This is a genomic window from Vibrio breoganii, from assembly GCF_001677275.1.
Taxonomy (GTDB): domain Bacteria; phylum Pseudomonadota; class Gammaproteobacteria; order Enterobacterales; family Vibrionaceae; genus Vibrio; species Vibrio breoganii.
In genome coordinates this window covers 943,782-969,670 of the sequence record NZ_CP016177.1, presented here as the reverse complement: position 1 = coordinate 969,670, position 25,889 = coordinate 943,782, and the positions used below count along the sequence as shown (strand labels likewise).

General features: G+C 42.3%; 20 protein-coding genes. 8 read left to right on the top strand and 12 right to left on the bottom strand.

Annotated features, from left to right (window positions below; genetic code table 11):
* Positions 1–25: 25 nt before the first annotated feature.
* Complete coding sequence (locus A6E01_RS04545) at positions 26–745, bottom strand: sulfite exporter TauE/SafE family protein (RefSeq protein WP_065209671.1); 720 nt, start codon at positions 743–745, stop codon at positions 26–28.
* Positions 746–786: 41 nt separating this feature from the next.
* Entirely contained in the window at positions 787–1,908 is a 1,122-nt protein-coding gene (locus A6E01_RS04540; protein WP_065209670.1) for an ISAs1 family transposase, read from the bottom strand.
* Between the two features lie 426 nt (positions 1,909–2,334).
* Between A6E01_RS04540 and A6E01_RS04535 the strand changes: the two genes are divergently transcribed.
* A complete protein-coding gene (locus tag A6E01_RS04535) occupies positions 2,335–3,105 on the top strand; it encodes a glutathione S-transferase family protein (RefSeq protein ID WP_017243900.1) in 771 nt (256 codons plus the stop codon).
* A gap of 10 nt (positions 3,106–3,115) precedes the next feature.
* Here A6E01_RS04535 and A6E01_RS04530 read toward each other — a convergent pair whose 3' ends face one another.
* Complete coding sequence (locus A6E01_RS04530; RefSeq protein WP_017029632.1) at positions 3,116–3,589, bottom strand: Fur family transcriptional regulator; 474 nt, start codon at positions 3,587–3,589, stop codon at positions 3,116–3,118.
* 404 nt (positions 3,590–3,993) lie between these two features.
* Here A6E01_RS04530 and fusA point away from each other — a divergent pair, with 404 nt between their 5' ends.
* Positions 3,994–6,015, top strand: a complete 2,022-nt coding sequence (gene fusA / locus A6E01_RS04525; protein ID WP_065209669.1) for an elongation factor G — start codon at positions 3,994–3,996, stop codon at positions 6,013–6,015.
* 166 nt (positions 6,016–6,181) lie between these two features.
* Entirely contained in the window at positions 6,182–7,183 is a 1,002-nt protein-coding gene (locus A6E01_RS04520) for a substrate-binding domain-containing protein (RefSeq protein ID WP_065209668.1), read from the top strand.
* Between the two features lie 72 nt (positions 7,184–7,255).
* On the opposite strand, the gene A6E01_RS04515 is transcribed toward A6E01_RS04520, so the two are convergent.
* The 3 genes from A6E01_RS04515 to A6E01_RS04505 all read right to left on the bottom strand — a co-directional run bounded on the left by A6E01_RS04515 (position 7,256) and on the right by A6E01_RS04505 (position 10,036).
* Positions 7,256–8,083 carry a family 16 glycosylhydrolase gene (locus A6E01_RS04515; protein ID WP_017029629.1) on the bottom strand — a complete coding sequence of 276 codons (828 nt, stop codon included), beginning with the start codon at positions 8,081–8,083 and terminating at the stop codon, positions 7,256–7,258.
* A gap of 314 nt (positions 8,084–8,397) precedes the next feature.
* On the bottom strand, positions 8,398–9,423 hold the full coding sequence (locus tag A6E01_RS04510) for a LacI family DNA-binding transcriptional regulator (protein WP_065209667.1): 1,026 nt from the start codon (positions 9,421–9,423) through the stop codon (positions 8,398–8,400).
* Positions 9,424–9,556: 133 nt separating this feature from the next.
* A complete protein-coding gene (locus A6E01_RS04505; protein ID WP_065209666.1) occupies positions 9,557–10,036 on the bottom strand; it encodes a hypothetical protein in 480 nt (159 codons plus the stop codon).
* A 562-nt stretch (positions 10,037–10,598) separates the two neighbouring features.
* Here A6E01_RS04505 and A6E01_RS21515 point away from each other — a divergent pair.
* Positions 10,599–12,920 carry an Lcl domain-containing protein gene (locus tag A6E01_RS21515; RefSeq protein WP_237334496.1) on the top strand — a complete coding sequence of 774 codons (2,322 nt, stop codon included), beginning with the start codon at positions 10,599–10,601 and terminating at the stop codon, positions 12,918–12,920.
* Between the two features lie 637 nt (positions 12,921–13,557).
* A complete protein-coding gene (locus A6E01_RS04495) occupies positions 13,558–14,040 on the top strand; it encodes a hypothetical protein (protein ID WP_065209665.1) in 483 nt (160 codons plus the stop codon).
* Between the two features lie 350 nt (positions 14,041–14,390).
* Here the strand turns inward: A6E01_RS04495 and A6E01_RS04490 are convergent, their stop codons facing one another.
* On the bottom strand, positions 14,391–15,986 hold the full coding sequence (locus tag A6E01_RS04490) for a hypothetical protein (RefSeq protein ID WP_065209664.1): 1,596 nt from the start codon (positions 15,984–15,986) through the stop codon (positions 14,391–14,393).
* Positions 15,987–16,700: 714 nt separating this feature from the next.
* Between A6E01_RS04490 and ltrA the strand changes: the two genes are divergently transcribed.
* Positions 16,701–18,173 (top strand): group II intron reverse transcriptase/maturase, encoded by a 1,473-nt coding sequence (gene ltrA, locus A6E01_RS04485; RefSeq protein WP_102328750.1) that lies wholly within the window; start codon positions 16,701–16,703, stop codon positions 18,171–18,173.
* Between the two features lie 229 nt (positions 18,174–18,402).
* Here ltrA and A6E01_RS04480 read toward each other — a convergent pair whose 3' ends face one another.
* The 3 genes from A6E01_RS04480 to A6E01_RS04470 form a co-directional block, all read right to left on the bottom strand.
* The gene (locus A6E01_RS04480) at positions 18,403–19,038 is read right to left on the bottom strand and encodes a hypothetical protein (protein ID WP_065209662.1); all 636 of its coding nucleotides are present in this window, start codon (positions 19,036–19,038) and stop codon (positions 18,403–18,405) included.
* A 35-nt stretch (positions 19,039–19,073) separates the two neighbouring features.
* Entirely contained in the window at positions 19,074–19,856 is a 783-nt protein-coding gene (locus A6E01_RS04475; protein ID WP_065209661.1) for a hypothetical protein, read from the bottom strand.
* Between the two features lie 503 nt (positions 19,857–20,359).
* Complete coding sequence (locus A6E01_RS04470) at positions 20,360–20,617, bottom strand: hypothetical protein (protein ID WP_017030983.1); 258 nt, start codon at positions 20,615–20,617, stop codon at positions 20,360–20,362.
* Positions 20,618–20,865: 248 nt separating this feature from the next.
* Here A6E01_RS04470 and A6E01_RS04465 point away from each other — a divergent pair, with 248 nt between their 5' ends.
* On the top strand, positions 20,866–21,204 hold the full coding sequence (locus tag A6E01_RS04465; RefSeq protein ID WP_065209660.1) for a cytosolic protein: 339 nt from the start codon (positions 20,866–20,868) through the stop codon (positions 21,202–21,204).
* A gap of 206 nt (positions 21,205–21,410) precedes the next feature.
* Here A6E01_RS04465 and A6E01_RS04460 read toward each other — a convergent pair whose 3' ends face one another.
* Both A6E01_RS04460 and A6E01_RS04455 read right to left on the bottom strand, forming a co-directional pair.
* The gene (locus A6E01_RS04460) at positions 21,411–22,244 is read right to left on the bottom strand and encodes a universal stress protein (RefSeq protein WP_065209659.1); all 834 of its coding nucleotides are present in this window, start codon (positions 22,242–22,244) and stop codon (positions 21,411–21,413) included.
* 10 nt (positions 22,245–22,254) lie between these two features.
* Positions 22,255–23,742: a SulP family inorganic anion transporter gene (locus A6E01_RS04455; RefSeq protein ID WP_017030986.1), complete on the bottom strand. Its 1,488-nt coding sequence runs from the start codon at positions 23,740–23,742 to the stop codon at positions 22,255–22,257.
* Between the two features lie 650 nt (positions 23,743–24,392).
* Between A6E01_RS04455 and A6E01_RS04450 the strand changes: the two genes are divergently transcribed.
* Complete coding sequence (locus A6E01_RS04450) at positions 24,393–25,655, top strand: metal-dependent hydrolase family protein (protein WP_065209658.1); 1,263 nt, start codon at positions 24,393–24,395, stop codon at positions 25,653–25,655.
* The last annotated feature ends 234 nt before the right edge of the window (positions 25,656–25,889 follow it).

Genomic DNA, 25,889 nt, shown 5'->3' with positions numbered 1-25,889 from the left:
AGATTCGCTTTTAATATTAATTTAATCACATTCTTATAATACTAGAATATATAGTTCCTAAAGCAGCTATACTACAAAGACCCAATGAAAGTGCCCTTACCATATGTTGCGGAATTCTCTCCACAAATATAATTGCTAAACGCCCACCAAAATAACTGGCCGGCAATAATGGCAATGATAAATACAAGTGTTTCATACTCATATATCCAATTGGTATTTGAATGATCAACGAAATAGTTGAGCTTATAACAAAGAAGGCGGCTAAGTTTGCTCTCACTAGCATCGCGGCTTGATGCTGCCAAAGTAGCGCTAAAGGAGGACCACCTATCCCAGAGCTCATACCTAGAAAACCTGATAGAAATCCTGCCGATACAAGGCGTCTTGGTGTTTCATCAATCTTCATAGGCAGTAAACTAACGATAACCGCCAGCAATACAACAATACCGATAAACAATGAAAACTTAGTCACATCGATAAAATAAAGAAGCAAACCCCCTGATATTATTCCAGGTAAAAGCCCGACAAACGCACTCTTTAATCTAACAAGAGAAATATGGTCTCTATATTTAATAGCATTAATTGAAGAAAGAAATAACCCAACAATAATCATAGGCCCAGGAATAAAATCAGGCGCTATCAGTATTAGTACTGGAGAAACAACAATAGCCATTCCAAATCCAGTCGTTGTTTGAATAAAAGCACCAATAAATATCAATATTGATGCAATGATTATATTTGGATCCATGTTATCTCTTCTACGTTGTATCAGGGTGACCGCATGAGTGCCTAGTTTTTCACCACTCGAGTAAAACCAGCACTTAATACTGCCTCTAGCATCGATGTATTCATCATGCAGCGCTTTTGCTTACCAACAATGCTTAGCTTGGTTGGCTCTTCTCGGAGCATGTTCAAGCTCATATGACGTAGGCATGATAGGTTCTCTGCACCGTGATCTTTGTATATCAGGCATGCATCTTCATTCATGGTGACATCAAGTACCCAGTGCATTGACTCTATGCCCCAATGTTCTCTGACAGCCATAGCAGCTTGCTCTGCACTAAGCTCTTTGGAGCTGATGTAATAACGGTACTCTAGGTCGACAGATTTATCTTTCTCAAGGCGAAAGTTTTCAACCATCACAATGCTCTTCAAGCCTTTCCAGAGAGAGAAATTACCTTCAAGTTTTGCACTGTCAAAAACATAGCATTGACGAGACTCTATACGGCCATGTCCTTGCTCAAGAGAGATGTTATCAGCCACATTGGCTCGCTGAGAAGAGAATGCCTTTTCTATTGCTTGTCGGAGTTTTCCTTGGTTGCTCTTTACGGCAAGCAGGTAGTCTCCACCTTGATCTACAATGGCTTTAGCAATCTTGGTTTGACAGGCCATAGCATCAATTGTTACTAGGGCCCCCTTGATATCGAGCATCTTTATCAGTTCAGGGATCGCTGTAATTTCATTGCTTTTTTGTTCGGTTTTTAGCTGTCCCAGTACGAGCTTGTTGGACGACGCATAAGCACTAATCATATGAATGGTGCTCTTCCTGTCTTCACGATTATATGAGCCGCGAAGTGTTTTGCCATCAATCGCAATCACTTGACCTTCGGTGAGAGTATGAATTGATGACATCCAGTTAATGAAGCACTCATGGAACTGTTCGGGTTCAATGGTAGAGATGATACGAGCTATTGTGTCATCAGCAGGAATACCATTCAAAAACAAGTCATTATGCTTAAACCAATCATGATGACCGAGAATGTATTCACGAATATCGAACCAACCTTTCGCGCCTGCAATCACCGCACATAGCGAGCCAAAAAGGACTTCAAACAGGCAATATGTGACCTTTGCACCTTGGCGTTGGTCGATAATCGTTTGAAAATGTTCTTTGAAGTGGTCAATGTGCATGATGCTCTCCCTAAAAAGGGAGTATATGATCACAGCTAAATGTGATCGTCAAATCGATTGTGATTTTGATTAAAAAACGTTCACGATCTCACCCTGTACGTTGTATCATTTCAACGTAAGCAAATCACATTGAAAAAAGTCAGTTGAAAACAGCCTCACTAAGAGTGATTCAGCGTCCTCATTGTACAGTTCAACCATCAAATTCTCAATCAATATCAAACCGTCGTTTCAATTATTAAGTTGCAATGTTTTATCTAACTGACTTTTCGGTCGATAGCGCCTTGCTGAATCTCTTTAGATCGAGCTAATAAAACGACAGACACAAAATGGTTGACAAACTCTACCAATGTCATTAAAGTTGTATTTATCAACTAGTGGGCTACTCAGGTTTCCTTCACTAGCACTAATCGATGAAGAGGTAACAATATGGGTATTATCAAACCAACCAATAAATCGGTAGAAAGTTTCAAAGGATTGCATCTCTACCACACAGGTTTTTCTAACTGTGCAATGCGAGTGAGACTTGCGCTAGAGGAAAAAGGCCTTACGTGGGAAAGCCATCCTATCAATTTGCAAAAAGGCGAACAGCTAACCAAGGAATACATTGGCATCAACCCCAATGCTGTGGTTCCCACTCTAGTGGATGAAGGCGTTGTTATCATTGATTCGGCGGATATTATCGACTACATCGATCAGCATTACGCATCAGGTTCTCTTCGCCCACAGTCCAAACAGGACGAAAGCCAGATGTACGAGTGGATGTATCTAGCCCGAGACAACCACTTATCCATCAAGACCTACATGTACTCAAATTTTGGTTCCGGCGACAAGATGAAACGCTCACAAGAGGTAATGGATGATTACCGCAAGAACCAAACCTTTGATAAGGCTCTACTAGAGTTTCATGAACGGTTTAATTCTAATGAAGGCTTTTCTGAGCAAGATGTTGTGAATGCGACGCAGGTTATCGATGACTGTTTTAAAAAGATGGATGAGCGTTTAAAAGACCACAAATGGTTAGCCGGAGAAGAATACTCTCTCGCGGACATTGCTTGGGTGCCGCAGCTTATCATACTCAAAGCAGCCAAATTTCCATTTGAGAATTATCAGCACCTGGAACAATGGAAAGAAGCCATAATGGATCGCCCAAGCTTCAAACGAGCTATCTTGGACTGGCTACCTCAGATGGGTAAATAACCCGTTAATTCTATAGGTTTTTGCAGTCCTCACAAAGGCAATTCACCTCTAGTTGCTGGCTAGCAAATACAAAGCCAGCATCAGCGACGTTTTGCCTTAGCTCACTGATCAGTGCAGGATCGATACTGACCTCTTTGACCTTAAAGCAATTAGAACAAATCAAAAATTGTGCCGTTTCATGGCTATGAGCACAGGTGATGTGCATGCATGAGATGTATTTATTGGCAATTTGCAGTCGATGAATCAAGCCTTGTTCTTGCAGAAAATCTAATATGCGATAAACCGACATCGGTGACATGCTCTGACCATACTGTTCTTTATACAGATCAGCGACTTCATAAGCCGATAGTGCTTTTTGAGTTCCAGTCAGACACAACAGGATCTTCTTTCGTTTTTCTGTCAGCTGTCCACCATTTTGCTTACACTTGGCAGTAGCGTGTTCAATGATGGCTTCGGTTTTAGAGCTTTCGCGAGGGTCTTGCATAGAGTTCTTTAGATCTGCTTAATTGACGTAAACACGGTAGATCAGTCTACTTTAAAACGCGACCATTTTCCTACTATTTACTCTCACACCTCACTCTCAAACAGCCTTCAGACTCACAACCTTCACTCAAAACTTGTCGACTTTTAAACTATCTGAGCAAATTTTGATTTAGATTAACTTTCAAACTGCCCAATAACTAGGCTGATCACACCAAGAGCCAATGAAATTCGTCATGCTATAACAGTGTTCAATTTCCATTGAGTACAGCCTATGCGGCTCCTATCTCGCAAGATGACTTGGAAGACGACAAGGCGGGAATTCCCGCCCTAACCTTCTATTGCCCAAGTTAATTCTCAATGCCTTTGATTGAGGATACCTAGAAAGAATCTTGCAAGGAGGCCACTATGCCTATCAATCACATTCGCAACATTGTATTTACCGGTCAAGCCGGTGTAGGTAAAACCACATTAATAGAAAAGATGCTGTTTCATTGTTATGAAACCAACTCCCTTGGCAGTGTTGACAGAGGTGATACTGTCACCGATTTTGATGAGCAATCCATTCATTATCAGCACAGCATCGAAGCCACCCCCGTCACCTTAAGCTACAAAAAACACCGCCTCAACGTTATCGACACTCCAGGGCAAAACGAATTACTAGGTCGAAGCCTAAGCGTATTTCCTGCCGTTGAAACAGCGGCGCTTGTTATCGACCCCAATACTCCAATCAATCAAAGCGCTCGCAGATTGTTTGATTTCGCCAAACAGCGAAACAACTGCCAGATGATTATCATCAACAAGATAGACACGCACCCAGAGCAGTTGCCCGAACTCCTTGCGCAGATCCAAACCACCTTTGGTAGTCACTGCCTACCGCTAAATTTACCAAGTGAAGATAGCACTGATGTAATCGATTGCTACTTTGAGCCTGACTACACGCCTGCGACCTCTATTCAAGCGGTTGATACTGCGCACGAGGCCTTGATTGATCAAGTCGTCGAGCTTGATGAAGACCTAATGGAAATCTACCTAGAACAAGGCTCATCACTCACAGCAACACAGCTGCACGACCCATTTGAAGAAGCTCTGCGCCTACGACACATAGTCCCTATTTGTTTCGTCTCATCAGAAACCGGGGCTGGGTTAGAGTTACTGCTGAAAACACTCAGTGAGCTCATGCCAATGCCAAATGAAGGCAACCCTCCTTTGCTCGAAAAAGATGGCAAACTTACCCCGGTGAACTGTGAGACGCTGGAGCATACCGTTGCACACGTGTTTAAGGTCAGCGTTGACCCTTATATGGGAAAAATGGCCTACCTTCGAGTGTTCCAAGGAGACTTGCATACAGGTAGCCAACTCTTTGTGGATGAGAGCAATAAAGCCTTTAAGATTGGGCACCTTTATCAACTGCAAGGCAAAACCCGTAATGAGATAGACCATGCCAGAGCTGGAGATATCTGCGTAATCGCTAAGGTCAATGAACTCAACTTTGATTCGATTGTTCACGACTCTCATGATGAAGATGGCGTCACCCTAAAAACCTTAGATTTCCCAAGCCCTATGTACTCACTGTGCCTAAAACCTAAAAAGCGCGGGGATGAACAAAAACTGGGAGAGGTGCTACAACGTATTGCCTGTGAAGACCCTACCTTGAAGATTGAGCACCGTCACCGCAGCAACGAAACCTTACTCTCCGGTCAGGGGGAATTTCATCTCAAGGTCGCTCTAGAAAAAATGGCCAAGGTTTACAAGCTAGAAGTGGACACCTCCCAACCAAGCGTTGAATACTTTGAAACCATTACCCGAGAAGCCGAAGCGCTCTATCGCCACAAAAAACAAAGTGGTGGTGCTGGACAATTTGGTGAGGTAAAGCTGAAAGTCAAACCCCTTGCCAGTGGTGAAGGCTTCAGATTCGTCAATAAAGTGGTGGGTGGCGCTATCCCTACGTCACTGATCCCCGCGGTTGAAAAAGGCGTTCGCCAAGGCTTGGAAGAAGGCACAATTTCTGGCAATCCAATACGAGACATCGAAGTGACTGTGTTTGATGGTAAACACCACTCTGTAGACTCCAAAGAAATCGCCTTTGTTATCGCAGGTAAAAAAGCCTTTCTTCAAGCCGTTCAAGACGCAAACCCTATTGTTCTAGAGCCTATTGTAGACCTCACTTTAGAGCTTCCTATCAATAGCGTTGGGGATGTCACCGGTGATCTTGCAGGGAACAGAGGGCTTGTAGAAGGCAGTGAAAGTATCAGCATCGGGCATACTTTGATCATGGCCAAAGCACCTCTTAATGAGCTTCAAGACTATTCGAGAAGACTCAAGGCAATGACTGGCGGAGAAGGTACCTTTACCATGAGCTTGAGCCACTACGAACCAGCCCCGCCACTTGTTCAAAAGCGAGTATGTAAGGAGCTAGACCCTGCATAAATGAGCGCTAAGGAGACTAAGCACCTGTGGAACTCCGCTGGTGCTTTTTTATCTGCGTTCTTAGACACAAACAGGCAAAAAGTAGCAAAATCAAAACCTTTTTATCCCACAATAAGATACATTATTGCGTCACTTTTCAATAAAGCTCAATAGCTAATCTACCTGTATGAAAAAGCCTACCGTTTATGATGTCGCTCGCCTTGCTGGCGTTTCCGTAAGCACAGTATCTCGGTTTAATAATCAGACGGGATACATAGCCAAAGAGAAGGTCCAAGCGATAGAGCAAGCCATATCCGACCTGAACTTTAACGCTAAGACCACAAAACATCATGGCAACAAAGCGCGCAGTATGAAGATTGGCGTAGTGGTGCCAACATTCGACAACTCGTACTTTGCTAGCATCTTGAACGGCATCAATCATTGCGCTCAAAACAGTGCCTATAGTTTGCGAATTGAGAGCTCTCGCTTTAGTCAGGTTCGAGAGCAAAAGATCATCAAACAGATGCTCGATTTAGGCGTGGATGCTCTAGTACTGGTGGTCAGTTTACTTAGCGAAGATGAAATCAAACGATTGGTAGGAACGCTTTCCGTACTCATAGTTGCGGGCTCAGATAAGGGATCTCTGCCGATACTCAAGATCGACAATGTAATTGCAGCAAGAATAGCCACCAACCATTTGATACAACTAGGACATACCCGGATTGTCCATGCTCATGGTCGCTTAAACGAGGGACCAGATGCCAAGGATCGACTAGAAGGCTACAAGCAAAGTTTGCTAGAAGCGGGGTTGCAGGTCGATTCAAGGCTCATTGTCGATGGTGGTTATTATACCGAAACCGCCTACAATGCGGTTCTTCAGCTCATCAAAGATGATATAGCGTTCAGCGCTATTTTTGCTGCTAATGACTTAAGCGCTTATGGTGTAATTCGAGCCCTAAGAGAGCATGATATTGACGTTCCCCAACAAGTCTCCGTTATCGGTTTTGATGACCTCTATACCTCAGAAATATGCACTCCATCCTTAACTACAGTGCGTCAGCCCTTGTATGACATAGGTAAAATAGCGCTAAGCTATATTTGTGACATTATGAGCCGCAATGCCGATAAACCTCTTGTGCCTCCCGCCGAACTCATCGTTCGAGAGAGTACATCCAAGATGTTAAATTAAATACAAAAAAACCGCTAAGCTAACGAAGCAAAGCGGTGTTCAAAAGACCTAAAAAGCGCTTGTGATTAGACGTTATTTGATGCCTTTGCTACCTGCCGTTAAGCCAAGGATTAGCATGTCATCTTTGATGATGACGTTCTCTGGTGCAAAGGTCACTAGGTTGGAATCAAAGCCCCAATCGCCCTTGCCCCAGCGCTCGCTGTCAAAAGAGGTAAAGTCATCACGCCAATCTAGCTCAAATTCACCATTTTCGTAACTGTGGTATTCAATCCAGTCAACATATTGGTAAAGAGGCAGATCTTCTTTATTAAACTTACCAACCCATTCAGCCGCCTCTGAAATCCATAGGTTCATACGATAGCTTTGTGGGGACGAGCGCATGTCGATGACTTGCTGAGAATCTTCAGCGCGCTCAGTGTAGACCTCTTTACCATCGACCAACCAACTGATCTTGTCTGGTGTCCAGATCACAGTAAACTCATGAAACTCTTCCATATTCGCAAGCTCGTGAATATTCTCAGAATGGATTCTATTCGCTGAGTCGCCAGTAATTAGATTGGTTTGGAATTGATTTGGATTCTTACCAATCACTTCAATATCAATCTCACGCCAAGGTATTCCGCCCTGCCAAGACTCATTGTCATAAGTAAAGAACGATGAAACAACACCAGGGTTCGATACCATCTTCATTCGAACAACAAACTTACCAAATTTCACCTTATCCTTACTGTAAACCTCTGCGCCATACAAAGGCACATCCGTCGTATTTAGCTTGCCAGATGCCGCCATAGTATCTTGATTGGCATTCTGGTTTTCTGCGGGAGCACTACTGCCTGATGTACATCCCATAAGAATAGAGCTCATAAGCAAAGCGCTACCCAGTTTCGCAATTCGATTCATTGTTTCTTCCCTTAAGACCGTTGAGACTATCTAGAAACTGCTTCAAACAGAGCGTTATTTTCAATAGGTTTTCAGCTCAATTCACATTGCAGTTTTTTAACAGCAAGTGTTCTAATTAACTGAAATCATTATATTTATCTGCAAGAGAATTTGTTAAGAATGCTATCAATAGTGAGAGATGAAACAGCCAATCAGTTTCATTGATTTTATACTTAATAAACAATAGCTTATAAGAGAATTTCGAGTTTTGTTTCATGAGATGACTTTGGTTTGCGGCTAGGATCGATGTACGGTAACTCAAAAGATTGGGCGAGCTAACCACAAGATGGTTTATCACCTTCACTGGCTACCGTAGCAGTACTCGCTCTAACGATAAGCTCGAGTTCTAAAGTCGGTAAACTCGTCTTTTTGCCAGCGAACATAACCATCATCTGTTGTATCGCCACCTCGCCCATTCTCGACAAGGGCTGCTTTATGGTTGTCAGTTTGGGTAAGAATACGGACGCGGCAGGCGAATCATCAAAACCTATCACAGACACCTGATCTGGCACCTTGATGCCATTTTGCGATAAGGTCTTGATTGCACCCAAAGCACTAAGATCATTGCCCGCAAATATCGCACTAAACTCGATACCTTGATCAATCAACGATTGCGTTGCTCGTGAGGCACAAGTTGCTCGGTAACCACCTTCTAAACTCAACTTTGCCTCAAATTGTATTCCTGCGCTTTCAAGGCTCTCACGATAACCTTGGCTGCGTTGCAAGGAATCCTTATTACCAAGCTCGCTACTATGTAGATTAACAATATTTCTATGCCCAAGCTCAATAAGATAGTCGGTAGCCAAGCGTCCACCAGCCACGTTGTCAATGCATATATGCGGGTAGATATCTTCACTCACACCAGCTACAACCAACACGGGCAACTCACCGACAATGGCTTTTATTTCGGCTTCCGACAAACTATTAACTAGAACAATAAGTCCTTGAATCCCTTGCTTCAACATTCGTTGAATCACTTTTACTTCTCTATCCTTGTCCCAGTTACTCGTTTCAATAACAAGGCGATATGCACTATTTTGAATTGCGGGATCCATGCCCTCTAAAGTGCTGCTAATAAAAGAGCTATCAAATGTCGGAATCATCAAACCAATCAGCTTTTCTTTAGTCCTATCAACATTCTGCTTTGTGTTTAACGGAATAAAGCCCAATTCTGATATGGCCTGCTCAATGGCAATAATCGTCTGTTTGGCAATTGGAGCGGTTCGATTGAGATAGCGTGATACCGTGCTTATAGAAACATTGGCAGCATCTGCGACATCTTTTGCGGTGGGCGTTTTCATTCAAGCTGTCAGGCGTAAGGAGGGTAGCAAAATTATACCGATTATTTACTGCGGTGCAGTTAACGAGTTCTAAAAATGATGGCACGGTAGATAATAAAAGAGCCACCTCTTGCGAGATGGCTCTGTAAGTCTTTTAAGCTGCCGCTTTTTCTGCTGATTGTTTCTCTGTATCGTCTAGGGCAAAGTAGATCTTCGATACAATCATTTCAGCAATCAAGATAGCAAACACCACACCAAAGAAGGCGACAACGCCGTTCCAAGGACCAGTAAATTGTACTTTTTCACCAAACAACAAGTTAATTGCTTCTAACATAATGAACTTTGAGCCCACCAAGATGATGTAAGTCGAAATCGCTCGGTACACCTTAGGGGCTTTACCTGGCTTAGATTTAAAGTGATTAGCAATCTTATGCTCAAGCCCGATAGAAAGCTTAAGCAGCAACTGAAGTAGCAGTGCAGCAATCAGTGAGATTGTGAAAGACTCGATACTGACAAATCCCCAGTACTCATCAAACAGGTTTAGTACCACTAGATCGACCAATACCGCTAGCGTGTAACCCACAAATAGGCGTTGCTGAGTGTTGAAACCATAACTCTTTTCTACGTTAGACATACATAACTCTCTCAATTTGGCTAGGTGACCTCGATTTGATGTACATCTTATCCAGAGTTGGATTTCAATAACTGCCATTTAATGACACATTATTCATTTCTATCATCGAACCAAAGAAGCATAAGAGAGGGCTATTTCTAGTTCTTTTAAGAGAGTGTTCAGATGAAGAGGTTTTTTTGCTAGCCATTGCTTGGTGATCACATGAGTTCACATGGGCATGTAACACGTTTCTGGATAGTTCCAGTTGCGTTTATTCTAATTTAGTAAAGCATGATTTAATTGAGGTATGGCAACATTCGCTTAGTCGAGTGTCCAGTAACACTGGAACAGATCATTCTCAGGCCACACCACACCTTTGTTTTTAAGCTTATTGCCACTGAATAATAAAGAAGAAATTTTGATTAGAGTAGGCCTCGAATGTTATAGGCCAAATTTCGTTAGATCTAATCAGTAGCGTAAAATTATGTAAATTTAATTTTCAATATATTTCTCATTGATACTCTACTCCTTGTCTTCATCGTACCTATCCCATTTTCTCAACACAATTCATAAGAAGGCAATTATGAAAAAGCACATACTCGGTTTTATTTTTTTGGTGACATTGATAACGAACTCAGTTCATGCGGAAGATCAACTTACTGCTACTATCATTGGATCAGGCTCGCCTATTTATAATGAAAATCGCGCGAGCGCTAGTATCTTAATCTCTGCTGGTAACACCCATATATTGGTTGATATGGGTAATGGAACTCAAGCAAACTTATCTAAAATTGGCTTTGATGTTCGTGACTTATCAAGCTTATTTATTACTCATCACCATCTAGATCATAATGAAGAGTTTGTTCCCGTATTAATTCACCTATTATTAGGCAGAAATGATTTCACCATTATTGGCCCTCCCAACACCGAAAAAATGACAGAAACAAACGTAGATTTGTATGAATCTGATATTGAATATCGACTCAGCAAAACCCAAAGAAATCTGAATGATCGAATCAAAGCTTTTGATGTGACCGATATAAAAGGCGGGGAATCATTTGCTGTTGGTGATATACAAGTCACGACACTTCAAGTTCCACATACAATCCATACTATCGCCTATCGCTTTGACCACAATAACCAATCGATTGTTATTACTGGGGATCTAACTTATTCAGAAGCTCTGCCTACTCTCGCTAAGAATGCGGATTATATGATCATTGATTCTGGCGGAATGGTCATGATAGGCGGGCGTCAAAAAAATAAAGGAGCAAAAAAAGAGAAGGGAAATGGTTCAAACAAGAAAGTTCACGCTCATCTCAATTTGAATGACTCAAGTACACTCGCTCAAAAAGCGAAAGTGAGAAACCTTGTCTACACACACTTTAATGATGGGACAATTGACACTGAAGCGAGTTTGAAAGTGATTCGTAAAAACTTCAGTGGCCATGTTATTTTCGGTGAAGACCTTATGGTCGTAAATAGTGCGACCCAACCCGAACTAGTCCAAACATCACAAACTGCTAGCTACGCAATTGTCGATACCGGACAAAGAAAATCGTACAACAATAATGAAGTGATACCATTTCCAGATAGTGGGCATGATTTTTATGGTCAGGATTCCAACTACAGCTCGAGCCAACCTTCATATACAGACAATAATGATGGCACTATCACCGATAATGTTACCGGCTTAATCTGGCAAAAGCAGATGGGGGAAAAACTTAGCTACGATGAAGCAATGCTCAAAATAAACAGTCTAAACTTAGCTGGTCATGATGACTGGCGCATTCCTACCATTAAAGAACTCTATTCACTCATTCAGTTCTCAGGTCAAGTTAAAGGACAAAAAGCGGTCACACCTTTCATCGACACTAGTTTCTTTAACCAACCTCTCGGTAATACACAAATTGGTGAGCGAGAAATTGATGCACAAACTTGGTCCAGTACTGAGTATGTTGACAAAACCATGAAGAATGATGATACGGTTTTTGGGGTTAATTTTGTTGATGGTCGTATCAAAGGTTACCCAAAGTTTAACCCTCGCACTAAAGAACCGAATAAAATGTACTTTAGGTTTGTTAGAGGCAATGAAGCCTACGGCAAAAACAACTTCATTGATAATGATGATGGCACCATCACCGATTTAGCGACAGGTCTAACTTGGCAACAAGAAGACAGTAAAATAGGTTTGAATTGGCAAGAAGCTCTAGAGTATTCAGAAAACCTAACATTAGCAGACCAAAGTGATTGGCGTTTACCAAATGCAAAAGAGTTACAAAGCATTGTCGATTATACCCGCTCACCTGAAACCTCTAACTCAGCAGCCATCGACCCTATTTTCTACACATCTTCAATAACAAATGAAGCTGGTGAAAAAGACTACCCTTACTATTGGAGTTCAACCACTCACCTTGATGGCCCTACTCCAGAGTCTGGCGCAGTTTATGTGTCTTTCGGTAAAGCTTTGGGTCAGATGCATGAGAACATAATGGATGTACATGGTGCAGGTTCCCAGCGTAGTGATCCTAAAGCGGGACAACCGATGTCACGTGGCCCGCAAGGCGACTATATTCGGGTTGATAACTATGTCCGTAGTGTAAGAGGCGGTTATGAAGACTTCGCGGATCAAGTAAACACGCCACCTCAGGCTGAAAAGATCAACGAATATACTACGACGAGTGTAAGTAGCCAATTTCGCTCTGGAAGTCAAAATCAGACCCACAATAAAAACCAAAACCAGAGCAATAAGTTTATCAATCGATTGGATAAAAATGGTGATGGAAAAGTATCATCTTCTGAATTTAAGGCAGGCACCAAGCGTTTTAATCATTTGGATAAAAACAAAGATGGTTATATCACAGCAAATGAAGCACCAACAGGTCCCCCGACACACCGCCAATAACAGACGACATTTAACTGCCTCCCGATAAGATGCGTTTATGATTCATTAGCCACTAGCTTAAGCTGATGGCTTTTTTCATGCTCAATGTAAGGCTTCCCTACAACCATAACGGACTATGAATTTAATTACTCAGACTTAAATGTGTAGTGAACTATCAAATTGGCCATACATTTGAAGTCCTAGATATGAGAAAGGTAAGTTAATTTTCGGGGGCTAGAATTCAGGTTCAATTTTGCACTGGCATGATGTATTGAATCTACTCCCTGGTAAGGCCCCACTTTGTTAGACACCAGTCTGATTAGATTGGTAGGGAAAATGGAGACCCCTAAATTTTGTAGAGCATATAATCTAACGAGTTTGGGGGCAAATCTGCGTTACGTTGATCTAACCCGCCAGCACGAAGCTGGACAAAAATGAGTTTCATGGATCGCTAAATTAGTGTTTAACGGATTACTTGGAGTATGGAAAACCTCTAATGTAGTAGCCAATTTCACTCGGCTACTACACCTTTTAACATCACCATTTGAGATACCTCTCAAGAATACCTGTAAATTGTTACGGTATGTTTCTTATGGTTTGTGATCGAAGCTTTTTGCTGAAAAGATGTGCGTTTTACAGGTAAGGTAATGGTTAAAAAATGTTTAGATTTTTAGTTTTAATATTGGTGAGTATGCCAGTTTTTTCGGAGGACAGTATTCCCACTATTCCGTGGGGTGAAAAGGGAACCGTGGCACCTTCTTTTTATAATGATAGTGGATATCTAAATTTCATTTCGATTTCGAATGGTGGAGATGGAAAACAAAGAGTGTATTTTAGTACTTTGTCTGGAGAGGGTTCTTACTGTACAACGGAACATCAAAACTATGAAAATTCCGACAATCAGATTTGGCGGATTGCTGGACAAAATATAACGATGCAGGTTTATTGCGAACCCGACGGTAAAGGTGACCTCTTCCAAACAGCCGTTGCGCGTAACCTCAAAGGAAATGAATTCATAGTTAATAACTTTAAAAAATCAACAACTGACATAACTGTAGTACATGACAATGGTCATACCGTTGAAGTTAGTACGCAAGGGTTTACAAAAGCTTGGAGCAATTCTGGTGGGGATGCTCTTTAAATCCACCTTTGCTAAGGATGCGATTATCGACGTCTATACCGAATTTGAAAGCATCGCACAAAGCGCCATGATTATGAGACTAAGTGATGTATGTCGTAGTGGCATAGCAAATTTGGCTACATAACTAAATAGAAAAAGTAAGTCAAAATGCTAGGTTTTAAGTCAGGGCCAATCTCACCTTGACTCACTTTGGGGTAAAAGTTAATCAACTTGAAACTGACTAACTCGAAGATGGGCAGAAGGAGGCAGATGAATGGCTTTCGTCAAGTGATGAATACGTAACAGCACATCAATACCAAGTGGCGTTAACGCCATCCTAACTATGGCATTGCCCTTCTCACAAGCAAGACTCACAAAAATGGTAAACAACGATAACGGTGGACGGCCTTTTTAAGATATTCAGCTGTTAACGTATCTTGTCTGAAAGGTTTATCTGAGCCGCAGCGTTGGCACTGTTGGTGAGTTCTATCAATGCTTATTGGCCAAATAATATGGCATTCAGTGCAACGAAGGCCGACACCATTGTGGTGCTTGACGATGTCATTATCAGCGGCAACTAAATCCACAACCTTTTCTTCCCTATCCTTTGAGAAATACCCAGCAAAATCCCGCTGTCGTTGTTCCATTTTTTGATGGTCTTCTTTTTCTTTCCTGAGTGATTCATTTTGTTTGCGATTTTCAGCTAGAACGACTGATAAACTGCCGCCATTCACACGGTAAATGTTGAGGAAAGGAACGCGGAAAACAACGTTCTTTCGTATCAAATGCTCGATGTAGGCTTCAATAAGAAAATATGGATCGACTAATCGTGATTGCTCATCTGGAGTGAGGAACCAGAACGAGTTCAAATCGACATAGACAGATGCTTGTTTGGCGACCTTCTTCGCGCTGTAACGGGAGTTGTTCAAGGTCTGCATCATAGGATGAATTCCTGCTTGCCTCATGACAAATTTTTTGACATCACTCAAGTTGCACTTGTCGTTATGGTCAAGGAAGTAAAGCACGAGTGCCTGCCAATGCAACCTAGGGGTATTAAACACCCAGTCACCAGTAACCGGTAGATCAAGTAATTCCCCGAAATACTCAATATTTGATTGTGTGATAAGGCTATTAGCTGGCAGTGATTTCGTTTTTTCCCATTGCTCAATCCAGTCGGGGGATAGCGTGGTGTTGAGCCATTCGAGAGGATGGCTGATACTCGCTCGTACTGTTTGGGAGGCGTTGTTTATCCAGAGCTGCTCGGACAGCTCCTGATCTCGAAGCATCTGTTCTTGCTGGTCGATAGCCTGCTGATGGTCCTCAACCTTCTGCCTAAAGGCCAGATCAGCCTGCTGTCTTTCTTCTGCCATCAAAGGCTCCGATAGCCAAATAATATTATCAGGATTAAGTATGGCTCTCTTGATCTGCTCGGCATCCAACAACGTCCTAGTACCGTGCAGGTGGGATAAGTCTATTTCAATCGCAATCTGGCTAGCTTCACGCAGAGCTTTGGATTTATCTGGCGTGTTCTCGTGGGTAACCTTCACCTCAATGGCGACTGACTGCTTCCCTTTGTGCCCCATACAGTCAATGCGGTAAGGCCCGAAGGCTTCTTCGTTGCAGATCATATCAAAGGTAATCCCCTTGGCTCGCGACAGAAAATATGTTTCGGTCACGGTACGACCTGACGATAACTGGCCTTCTAATCGGTAAATCACAGGAGGCAAGACGATTTGCTTTTCTTGTTCGAGGAGAGATTGGGCATACTGGTGAAGGCAAGTCATAGGTGCATAAACATTACACTCTGAGCCACTGCAGTGTGCAAAGTGGTTTGACTTTTCCTGACAATTATTTTTTGCTACTAGAGGTTGTCTGCATCCCGGGCAAATGACACCACAATCTTTACCATTGTCGACATCATCGACGTGGACGATTTCACCACCTTTCAGCCCAAATGGGATTAACATTTACCAACCTCTATTCATTTGTAAGCTAAATCGAGATATTACTGTTTAACCAGACAATAAGTACAATACATTGGTTAGAAAAATTGAGTCAAATGACTGTTTGGAAGATTGGGGCTCAGAAAACCGTAAATCACTTTGGGGCGTGCGACGTGAAGTCGTATGAAGCGCTGTTCACCGCTTAATGTGTGAACCATCTGTATCACCAGATGAACCTAAGGCTCTGAATAAAGTAGCGAGCCTGACAATGTAACGAAGGTTGGTCATAGACCAATCGGGATCAAAATCGTGAGAGGACGATCCTCCTGATAACCACAATCGGGTGAGTGCTAGGTAGTCAGTATGATGAACACAAGTGAATCCGCGTAAGGTGCGTTATGTGATGAAACAGCGGAAGTGGTTAATACGCTGTGGCCAAAAGGCACGAGAGTCGGAAAGGGATTGCCCCATGCTCTTTCGTGATCGTCGAACTCTCCGCACTATAGCGGGCATCTAACCTGACATTGCGCGACATACGGAACACGGTAAGCCTGTATCACTCCCTCTGGGAAAGCCTAAGTGGCCGATAGTGATGCAGGTAGAGGACGTTGGAAAAAGCGAAGGCTGTATTGTAACGGTGCAGATACAGACTTATGTCTGGTCACGAAAGTGAGCCCACTTCCGACTGGTCTTCCGTTGCGAGAGAATTTGAAGAACTTTATTCAAGGAGAAACGCAAATGATGATTTCAAAAGAGATTAGTGCCTCTCCTGACAACGTTCAATGGCAGTCAATCGACTGGAAATCTGTTGAGTCGCATGTATTAAAGCTTCAGATGCGTATCGCAAAGGCAACACGAGAAGGTAAACTCGGCAAAGCGAAAGCCTTGCAGTGGCTACTGACTCATTCTCGCTCAGCAAAACTTCTTGCTGTTAAGCGGGTATCTCAAAACAAAGGCAGTAAAACGCCAGGAATAGACGGTGTCATCTGGAATACAGATACACGCCGCATGAAAGCAGTTAATCAATTGAGCAGAAAGGCATATCAAGCCAAACCACTCAAGCGTATCTACATCCCCAAAAAGAATGGCAAACTTAGACCATTGGGCATTCCATGCATGATAGACAGAGCGCAACAAGCACTTCATCTATTAGCATTAGAGCCTGTGTCAGAAAGTCTTGCCGACCCTAACAGCTACGGTTTTAGACCAAGGCGAAGCACTGCAGATGCAATCAGCCAGTGTTTTATCTGCTTGAGTCAGAAGCGGTCAGCACAATGGGTTCTTGAAGGGGACATTAAAGCTTGTTTCGACAAAATCGGGCATCAATGGCTTATGGACAATATTGCTGTTGATAAACGGATGTTGGAGCAATGGCTAAAGTCTGGCTTTGTAGACAAAGGGCTATTTTACGACACAGATGAAGGCACGCCTCAAGGTGGGATTATATCCCCAACCTTGATGTTAATGACACTCTCTGGTTTCGAACAGCACATTAAATCTACTGCACTCAAAAAGGGTGCAAGAGCTAACTTCATTGGATACGCCGACGATTTCGTCGTCACTTGCGCTTCAAAGGAAGTGCTGGAGAACGATATCAAACCGTTGATTGCTGACTTCTTAGCGGACAGAGGCTTAACATTATCCGAAGAGAAAACGCACATCACTCATATCAACGATGGCTTTGATTTCCTTGGGTTCAACCTTAGGAAGTACAAAGGGAAACTGCTCATTAAGCCGAGTAAATCCAATACGTTGATGTTCTTAAGTAATCTGCGTGAACTCGTCAAAAAGCACGTAACCCTGCCAGTAAATGATCTTATCAAATTGATAAATCCGAAACTCAGGGGATGGTCGAACTATTATCGACACTGCGTGGCTAAACAGGTCTTCGGATATGTAGGTCACAAGCTATTTCATACGTTATGGCACTGGGCTAAGAGGCGTCATCCAACAAAGTCTAAAACTTGGATTGCCCTAAAATACTTCATCAACCGAAAAGGCCAGTGGCAGTTTCACGGTTGGCAGAAGATCATGGATATGGATTGCCAGTTCAATCTCTTCCAAATAGCTAAAGTGCCGATAGAAAGACATGTGAAAATCCGAAGTGCTGCAACGCCATTTGACCCTCAATACCAAGAATACTTGGCAAAGAGAAAGTCTAAAAGGCTAGCTCGTAACTCTTGGAACGAACCTGCTTCGACTGCCTTGTAAGTTGCTGGGTATCAAACGATGCCTTCGTGAAGGCTTGAGCCTAGTGCAGTGAAAGTTGCACGCTGGGTTCTTAGGGAGACGGCACTTGGTAACAAGTGTCGTCCACCCGACAAAACCTTGCTAGCGCTGAGAAGTTTTTGGACAGAAACGTGCTAGAACTATTGCACTAACAAACTTCTGCCTGATTAGAAAAAGTATCTTGAAAAATTGAATGCTTGTTATATGGCTGTTACTGCCAATGCTGTTTTTCAAGCCAATTGCAAAACATCTCTACTGAATCTGTTGCTTGGCTAAAGTTACTTTCATCAACGTGAACACGAACCCAGTTAAACCCAGCATTTATCCTTGGCACATCAGCAGGTTTGACAAATACATGAGACTGAAACTTATCTAAATCTCGTTTTAGGTGATTTACTGAATTTGATGTAATGTCTTCACTATGTGGAGTTCTATTTCGAGCTAAAATTAGCTGTTCAAGCACATCAACATCTATTGGGCATTGAGTAAAATCTATACCATGAGAAGCGATTCCGTCTTTTAATGCATGGAACCAACCTTTGTTCCCTTTTCTTGAAACCACTCCAACGCCTTTAGGCGCTTCTTGACGATCAAGCCACCCATTCATGTATAGTTGCAATGCTGATGATAGCATCGACAGAGCAGCCAAGCCGATAGCTTCAATGCCATCTTGAGCTTGGATCCATTCATAAATGTATTGAGGCTCGCCAGACTCATCATATACTGGAACATATGGTTCTTGTTCATTTTCTATGAAAGTCATGATTGATTTGAAAGGCTTAACTCCCTCTGAATAAAAGAAACGAGCAAATATCAGCCTTTCGTTTGTAAATACTTGTATATCCAAAGGTTACTCCTAATTTTTAGCTGTTGAACAACTTGTTATGTGCGTTCTCCAAAGACCCATTGCTGTTTTATATCGTATATTTTTCCACAGGGGCAATTTACGTGGGAAGGATCTTTTAATTTCTGATAATTAATAAATGTTGTATGTCCGCAATCGCACGGAATTTTGGCTTGGACTGGTTCAAAACTGATCTTAGTACCACGAACTTTATTTACAACATACAACATCCCACACTCCGACTTTAGGCATCGAACATGCTTGCCAACATCTAACCCATGCTTTCTATGATAAACAGCATCACCGCATGACCCACATTCAAAGCTAACGATTTCGCCAATGTTTGTATCAAAACTTGAATCAACAATAGGAGCTAATTCTTCTATTATTTTTAACAAATCAGAAGCTAACTTGCTGCTCTTCTTATAGTAATCACTTTGCTGTACCAACGTGGGACTATGTAGGTAATTGCCTAACTTATTGTAAGTTTTCTTCGTATGTTTGGAAGTCAGCGTTTTATGATTGCCCGAAAAAATAGCTTTTCCAAGACTGCGATCTGGCTTCTGTTCGATAATTCGGAAAACATAGTCCTTTGTTGATTTCGGTTCGATTTCTTCTAAGAAATCAAATACACGTTTTGGTTGCCAGCGTGAAAACTCGCTCTCTGGAACAAACCTCCTATACATTTTTAGCTTGTCATAAGCGATTGACTCAATACACTGCCTTAATTCGAGACACGCGTATCGCAGTGATGCATCATCGGCTTTTTTGATTAAGTTCATAGCCCTTTGAAGGCAGTCTTTTTTGTGAAAGCTGTACATATACGCTCCTCCAAAACACATAACGCTTTCAGTCGTCTTTTATCGTTCCATAATGCGGACTTTCTTATCGTAGTTCAATTGATAATCAACATCTTAGCTAGAGGTAAGGGAGATTAGATTTCAAAATGACGCATAGTTTTAGAAAGTATAACTTTCAGACTTCGTCGGATAAGCTTTAGTAAGGTAAACGCAAATTGAAAAAGTTCGAAAAGTAAAGGGGCTAACGCGAAATGGGGCAAAAGTGAGCTAGATAACTAGCCCATTCCATATTTGAATATTTTTTGGCACAAGTCCTGAAGTCAAATCGGTGAAATGATTTATTTGTTATGCTGAGAATCTCTATATTTTTTTGCAATCCACTGATGCAAGTGAAGTCCCGTTTTACGCTTTAGGATTGTATCGACGCCGGCTAAAATCAATAGCCCAATTATTGTCCCCATAATCTTCTCCAAGCTTAGTTATACTTCGTAAGTGAGTTGAATCAATACAAGCTAGAATTGCAATTAATCCATTGATTTCATTAGACTATCTATATTTAATCCACCAAGTTCCTCTAGGTTACCTTTAATCTCTTCATCTATTGATAGATGGCGTTCAACTTTCTTTACTTCCTTCTCAAGGAATTTTTCAACTTCTTGAGATACGTTGAACATCAATCCCTGTTCACGTGCTGCTTTTCTAGCTCGTTTAAGACGAAAATCTAAGTCTGATGAAATTTTAATGTTTAGCGATACTTTGGATTGTTTTTTCTGTAATGGCATATCAAACCTCAATCTCAACTTAATAACACTGTAAACTTTTCTACCTTTTTAGCAAGAAAAACATAAAGTAATTGTGACTAGACTGGAATCAGAACTGATAAGATGAAGGTATAGAAATAAAACGTTTTTCTGTTGGCCTAATGAATATCTGGAAACGACATAAAATTACCGCCTTTAGCAACTAAATATCTACTGCGTTCCCTGCTGATAGTGATAAAATCCACGCACTAGAATTATCGAGAAACTCTATGTTTATCCATCATGTTAACGACATCGACTGGCTGGTGATAACAGCTTTTGAAGAACTGAAAACCATGTTTATCGAAGACGCAGGTGCGATCCCCTCTTGCTTCTCTACCGCCAGCGAATTGAGCCTGATTGATCAAGCCAAGCGCACTTATGGATATTTGCCGCCACTCAGCGGTGTAATCACCGATACCGGCACTTTTCAAAGCGAAAATAACGAAGAAGATTTGAACCCGCAGCTTGCTTGCCTAGTTGAGGGGCGTGGTCGGGTGTTTATCTATCACGGCGGGTTTGTGGCTTTTGTTGATGACGAGCAAACCTTTATTACCCGTATTGACTGAACGTCAGTCTGTATGTTGACATAGAAGAATTAAATGCCGTTGGCTCCTCACCTGAATAAGAAAAGCCATTCTGGGTTTAACTGGCGAGCCACCTCTCTAGCAATGAATGAGCTTCTTCACCTAGAGAGAAGCCATTTTATTTTGTGTTCAGATTGATTTCAGGCATCAACCTGAACTTCACCGACCAATTGAAACTCAACAAGAACCTATCGAATCAACAATAATGGGACGTGACTGTTAGATAACACTTTGGAGGTGTTACTCCCTACAAAAAACTGCCTTAGTTGAGAGTGCCCATAAGCGCCCATCACCATCATACCGACCCCATGCTGTTGCTGGTAATCGATAAGTGTTTTGTCGACCGCACCAGTGAGTGCCGCTGCTGTTACTTTTATACCCGACTCTTCGAGTTGAATTGTTGCTTTTTCGAGTGCTTCGTTTTTATTCCCACCATCATTGATCATCACTAAGTGGCAATCTATTCCTTTTAGCAAAGGGGTTTGAATTACCTTTTCGATCATTTTTTCACTAAAAGAACTGCCATCAAACGCAATGATGTATGAGTCTGGAAGTTGAAAGCCTTCACATACGACCAATATATGCGCCCGAATAGAACGGATTACGGTTTCAAGCTGTGAGCCTACTGAGTGTGACTCTCCCGACCTTCCAATAACTAATACACGTAACTCATCCTCAATATCCATGAGGCCTTCCAATAAACTGCCATGGCGTTGTAATTTGCTCACGTTTTTTACGCCTTGGTTTACAATCCAATTTTGAGCTTCAGTAAGTAATGCATTAGCGTGTTGTAACATGATTTTACTGCGAGCTTGATCGAGCTCAGTGAGTTCTGCAAGCAACTCTTCTTGGCTCCCTAAACCGATTTGGCCAGAGAACTCACTAACTACGGGTAAAGTGGAGTGATCCAGAGCGTGGAATAAAACTAACGGGGCATCCACTTTATTTGCAACCCAAGCACTAGCTTCACAGGTTGAAGTTGTTAGGTTAGAGCCATCTATACAAGCGATTATTTTTTTCATGCATTCTTCCTTAATGTCCGGCCAATAATTTTTCAACTTCTTCGGGCTTATCATGTACACCAAATTTGTCGACAATGGTACGTGTGGCTTGGTTCATTCCAATCAAGTCAACATGTGTACCTTCACGGCGAAATTTAACGACAACTTTGTCTAGCGCTGAAACTGATGTGACGTCCCAGAAGTGTGCTGCTGATAAATCTATCGTTACTGATTCAATTACTTCTTTAAAATCGAACGACTCAATAAATTTGTCTGAAGATACGAAAAAGATCTGTCCGATGACGGTATACCTTCGAGAGCTACACTCCACGCTGTCATTTTTGATTACCATCATTCGACTTATCTTGTTGGCAAAGAACAACGAGGCAAGCAGAACGCCGACAAGCACACCAATCGCTAAGTTGTGGGTCGCCACAACAATAATTACGGTAGAAAGCATGACGATATTAGTTGATAACGGGTGTTTTTTTAGGTCCATAATAGAACGCCAAGAGAAGGTTCCGATAGCCACCATAATCATCACAGCGACTAATGCTGCCATTGGGATTTGCTTCAACCAGGGACCAAGAAAAACGACCATAATTAGCAAGAACACACCAGCCGATAGCGTCGATAGTCGGCCTCGACCACCTGATTTGATATTGATCATCGATTGCCCAATCATGGCACATCCTGCCATACCACCAAACAGACCAGTAAAGATGTTGGCAATGCCTTGGCCTTTACATTCTCGATTTTTATCACTGCTTGTGTCGGTAAGGTCGTCAACGATCGTCGCCGTCATCATCGATTCCAATAAACCGACGACAGAAAGTCCAACTGCATACGGGAAAATGATAGACAGGGTTTCTAAGTTGAAAGGCACATCAGGCCAAAGGAAGATTGGCAAAGTATCGGGTAAGTTACCCATATCACCAACAGTGCGGATATCAATGTCAAATCCGATAGCGATTATCGTCAGGACGATGATGCACACTAAAGGCGAAGGGATTAATCTGCCAACGACCGGAAGGTAAGGGAAGAGATAAATGATGCCTAGTCCGCCAACGGTCATCGCATACACATGCCAAGTTACGTTGGTGAGTTCAGGTAGCTGAGCAAGAAAAATCAAGATAGCGAGAGCGTTTACAAAACCAGTTACAACGGAACGTGAGACAAATCTCATGAGACTACCGAGCCTCAAATATCCTGCCAATACCTGCAGGACACCAGTAAGCACTGTTACAGCCAGTAAATACTCCAACCCATGTTCTTTTACTAAGGTAACCATTAATAATGCCATGGCACCAGTGGCCGCCGAAACCATCCCCGAACGGCCTCCGGTTATTGCGATAACAACAGAAATACTGAAAGAGGCATAGAGCCCAACTTTAGGGTCGACGCCAGCGATGATAGAAAAGGCAATGGCTTCAGGAATTAACGCAAGCGCAACAACGAGACCAGCAAGTAGGTCTCCACGGATGTTAGACATCCAATCAATTTTTATATTTTGGTACATTGAATTCTCAATTTAGGCACAGCAAAACGCACCAGAAATAGATCTGGGGTGTAGATAGATGCTTCTTTGATAAAATTTTGGCGTGAAAAAGCAGCCTAATAAAGACGGATAATTAACAAGCGCAAAGAATAAGCAGATACTAAAGGCTAGTATTTTACTTCGGTTAGCAGTGAGAGCTATAGGAGGGGTGGAGCGTTTAAGGCGGCGTAATTAACACAGGTATTAACATCCTTTTGTTGTATTTTAAAAATGGCAAGTATACTCGGATGTACTTCTTAATCCATCGTTAGCAACATGAATACGGAGCATATGAATGCAAACTTAAATCTCAATTTTATCGGTTATTCAAATAAATACTTTAGTTTGAAAAAGGAGTAACAATCAGTTTGGCAGCGCTCCCCTATTCAATTCCAGTCAGAAAAAAACATTACTCTTATTAAGACTACGCTTTCTTTCAGTCCACTTTAAAAACCTTAGAGACTCACCTTTAAGATAGGTGCTTCCCATTACCGGATTCATGGCATTCTCGTTTTCTTCTCTTTACTAGAAAATAAAAAGAACACTGTCACTAAATGGCAATTATTGATACGCCTGTGCCCCTAAGATGAATGCATCAACCGAATGATTGCAGCCTTAAAGAGGAACAGAATATGAAAAAGCTAATTACTAATGCAAATGTGTTTAACGGTACAGACAACGAGCTAATCGAAAACGTTTCTGTTCTGATTGAAGACAATCTAATCATCAAGATTGGCGATATCGACCCGAGCATCGCGGACGAAATCATCGACGCTAAAGGTGGTACGGTAATGCCAGGTCTCATTGATGCCCACGTACACATTACCCTTTCAGGTAGCTTTGATGTAATGGATTCAATAACTCGCGAAGAGATGGCCATTCGCTCAGCTAAGATCTCGCAAGAGATGCTGATGCGTGGATTCACCACTTGTCGTGATGTGGGTGGCAACACGCTTGGACTTAAGAACGCCATTGATAGTGGTTACGCAACGGGCCCAAGAATCCTGCCCTCTCAAGCTGCTATTTCACAAACCTGTGGTCACTCAGATTATCGTCAAAATCAGGCTCAAGAGCGCTTGGCGAATGGCCATGAAGACTCTCCATTGATGAAATCTGGCACATTTAAAGTGGCAGACGGTCGCACTGAGGTATTGCGAGCTGTGCGTGAGCAGTTATTTAAAGGCGCATCGCAGATTAAGATCATGGCGGGCGGTGGTGCATCATCAACGTTTGATCCGCTAGATACTCTGCAATACACCCTAGACGAAATGAAGGCAGCAGTAGAGGCCGCATCCGATTACGGGACTTACGTTGCCGCTCATATTCATACTACTCCAGCAATGCTGCGCGCTGCCGAAGCGGGCGTCATGTGTTTTGAACACGCAACCATCATGGATGATGAGATAGCTAAAATCATCAAAGACAAAGGTATCTGGGTGGTTCCGTCTTACTTTACCTCTTCGCTGATTGCAGAGCGCAAGATCCCTCTTCCAAACGAGGAAACTTACAAGAAGACTGAGCGCGTTGGTAAGGCGATGTTTAAATCTGCTGACCTAATTAAGAAGCATGGCATTGAGAACCTTGCCTATGGTACAGATTGCGTGGGTACTGCTAATGTTCATGAAACACAGATGCAAGAACTAGGTGCTATCGAAGAAACCTTCGACACTATCACAGCGCTTCGCATGGCAACGTCTAACTGTGGTCGCCTGTTTGAGATGTCGACTTACCAACACCCATATCAAGAAGGTAAGCTTGGTCAAATTGTGGAAGGTGCTTACGCTGATCTATTAATCATCGATGGTAACCCTCTTGAAGGCGTTGATTGTGTGATGAGTGATGATGCGAAGAAAGTCATCATGAAAGACGGTGAAGTATACAAAAACACCCTTTAAAACGCATACAGAACAGAAGAGGTTTCAACTAAGGTTGAAGCCTCTTTTTTTTAAGTATCACAGATAAAACTTACTCGCTTGAGCTGCATCACTAAACAAAGCTTTTGTACATTAACCACAAATAGTTTTTGTTGGCTATTGGCCCAAATAAGCCTATCATGGCCCTGTTTTGGGGAGTAGTTAGCGCAAGTTTACTTATCGTCATCCCGTTAAGCGCATGTTTAACCGGTAAGT

What these genes read in the sequence shown, in the direction of transcription:
- fusA (WP_065209669.1), top strand. Translation starts at nt 3,994, where the DNA reads ATGCCTATCAATCACATTCGCAACATTGTATTTACCGGTCAAGCCGGT.
- A6E01_RS04510 (WP_065209667.1), bottom strand. Translation starts at nt 9,423, where the DNA reads ATGAAAACGCCCACCGCAAAAGATGTCGCAGATGCTGCCAATGTTTCT.
- A6E01_RS04545 (WP_065209671.1), bottom strand. Translation starts at nt 745, where the DNA reads ATGGATCCAAATATAATCATTGCATCAATATTGATATTTATTGGTGCT.
- A6E01_RS04535 (WP_017243900.1), top strand. Translation starts at nt 2,335, where the DNA reads ATGGGTATTATCAAACCAACCAATAAATCGGTAGAAAGTTTCAAAGGA.
- A6E01_RS04450 (WP_065209658.1), top strand. Translation starts at nt 24,393, where the DNA reads ATGAAAAAGCTAATTACTAATGCAAATGTGTTTAACGGTACAGACAAC.
- A6E01_RS04530 (WP_017029632.1), bottom strand. Translation starts at nt 3,589, where the DNA reads ATGCAAGACCCTCGCGAAAGCTCTAAAACCGAAGCCATCATTGAACAC.
- A6E01_RS04515 (WP_017029629.1), bottom strand. Translation starts at nt 8,083, where the DNA reads ATGAATCGAATTGCGAAACTGGGTAGCGCTTTGCTTATGAGCTCTATT.
- A6E01_RS04495 (WP_065209665.1), top strand. Translation starts at nt 13,558, where the DNA reads ATGTTTAGATTTTTAGTTTTAATATTGGTGAGTATGCCAGTTTTTTCG.
- A6E01_RS04540 (WP_065209670.1), bottom strand. Translation starts at nt 1,908, where the DNA reads ATGCACATTGACCACTTCAAAGAACATTTTCAAACGATTATCGACCAA.
- A6E01_RS04475 (WP_065209661.1), bottom strand. Translation starts at nt 19,856, where the DNA reads ATGTACAGCTTTCACAAAAAAGACTGCCTTCAAAGGGCTATGAACTTA.
- A6E01_RS04505 (WP_065209666.1), bottom strand. Translation starts at nt 10,036, where the DNA reads ATGTCTAACGTAGAAAAGAGTTATGGTTTCAACACTCAGCAACGCCTA.
- A6E01_RS04455 (WP_017030986.1), bottom strand. Translation starts at nt 23,742, where the DNA reads ATGTACCAAAATATAAAAATTGATTGGATGTCTAACATCCGTGGAGAC.
- A6E01_RS04470 (WP_017030983.1), bottom strand. Translation starts at nt 20,617, where the DNA reads ATGCCATTACAGAAAAAACAATCCAAAGTATCGCTAAACATTAAAATT.
- A6E01_RS21515 (WP_237334496.1), top strand. Translation starts at nt 10,599, where the DNA reads ATGAAAAAGCACATACTCGGTTTTATTTTTTTGGTGACATTGATAACG.
- ltrA (WP_102328750.1), top strand. Translation starts at nt 16,701, where the DNA reads ATGATGATTTCAAAAGAGATTAGTGCCTCTCCTGACAACGTTCAATGG.
- A6E01_RS04460 (WP_065209659.1), bottom strand. Translation starts at nt 22,244, where the DNA reads ATGAAAAAAATAATCGCTTGTATAGATGGCTCTAACCTAACAACTTCA.
- A6E01_RS04520 (WP_065209668.1), top strand. Translation starts at nt 6,182, where the DNA reads ATGAAAAAGCCTACCGTTTATGATGTCGCTCGCCTTGCTGGCGTTTCC.
- A6E01_RS04490 (WP_065209664.1), bottom strand. Translation starts at nt 15,986, where the DNA reads ATGTTAATCCCATTTGGGCTGAAAGGTGGTGAAATCGTCCACGTCGAT.
- A6E01_RS04465 (WP_065209660.1), top strand. Translation starts at nt 20,866, where the DNA reads ATGTTTATCCATCATGTTAACGACATCGACTGGCTGGTGATAACAGCT.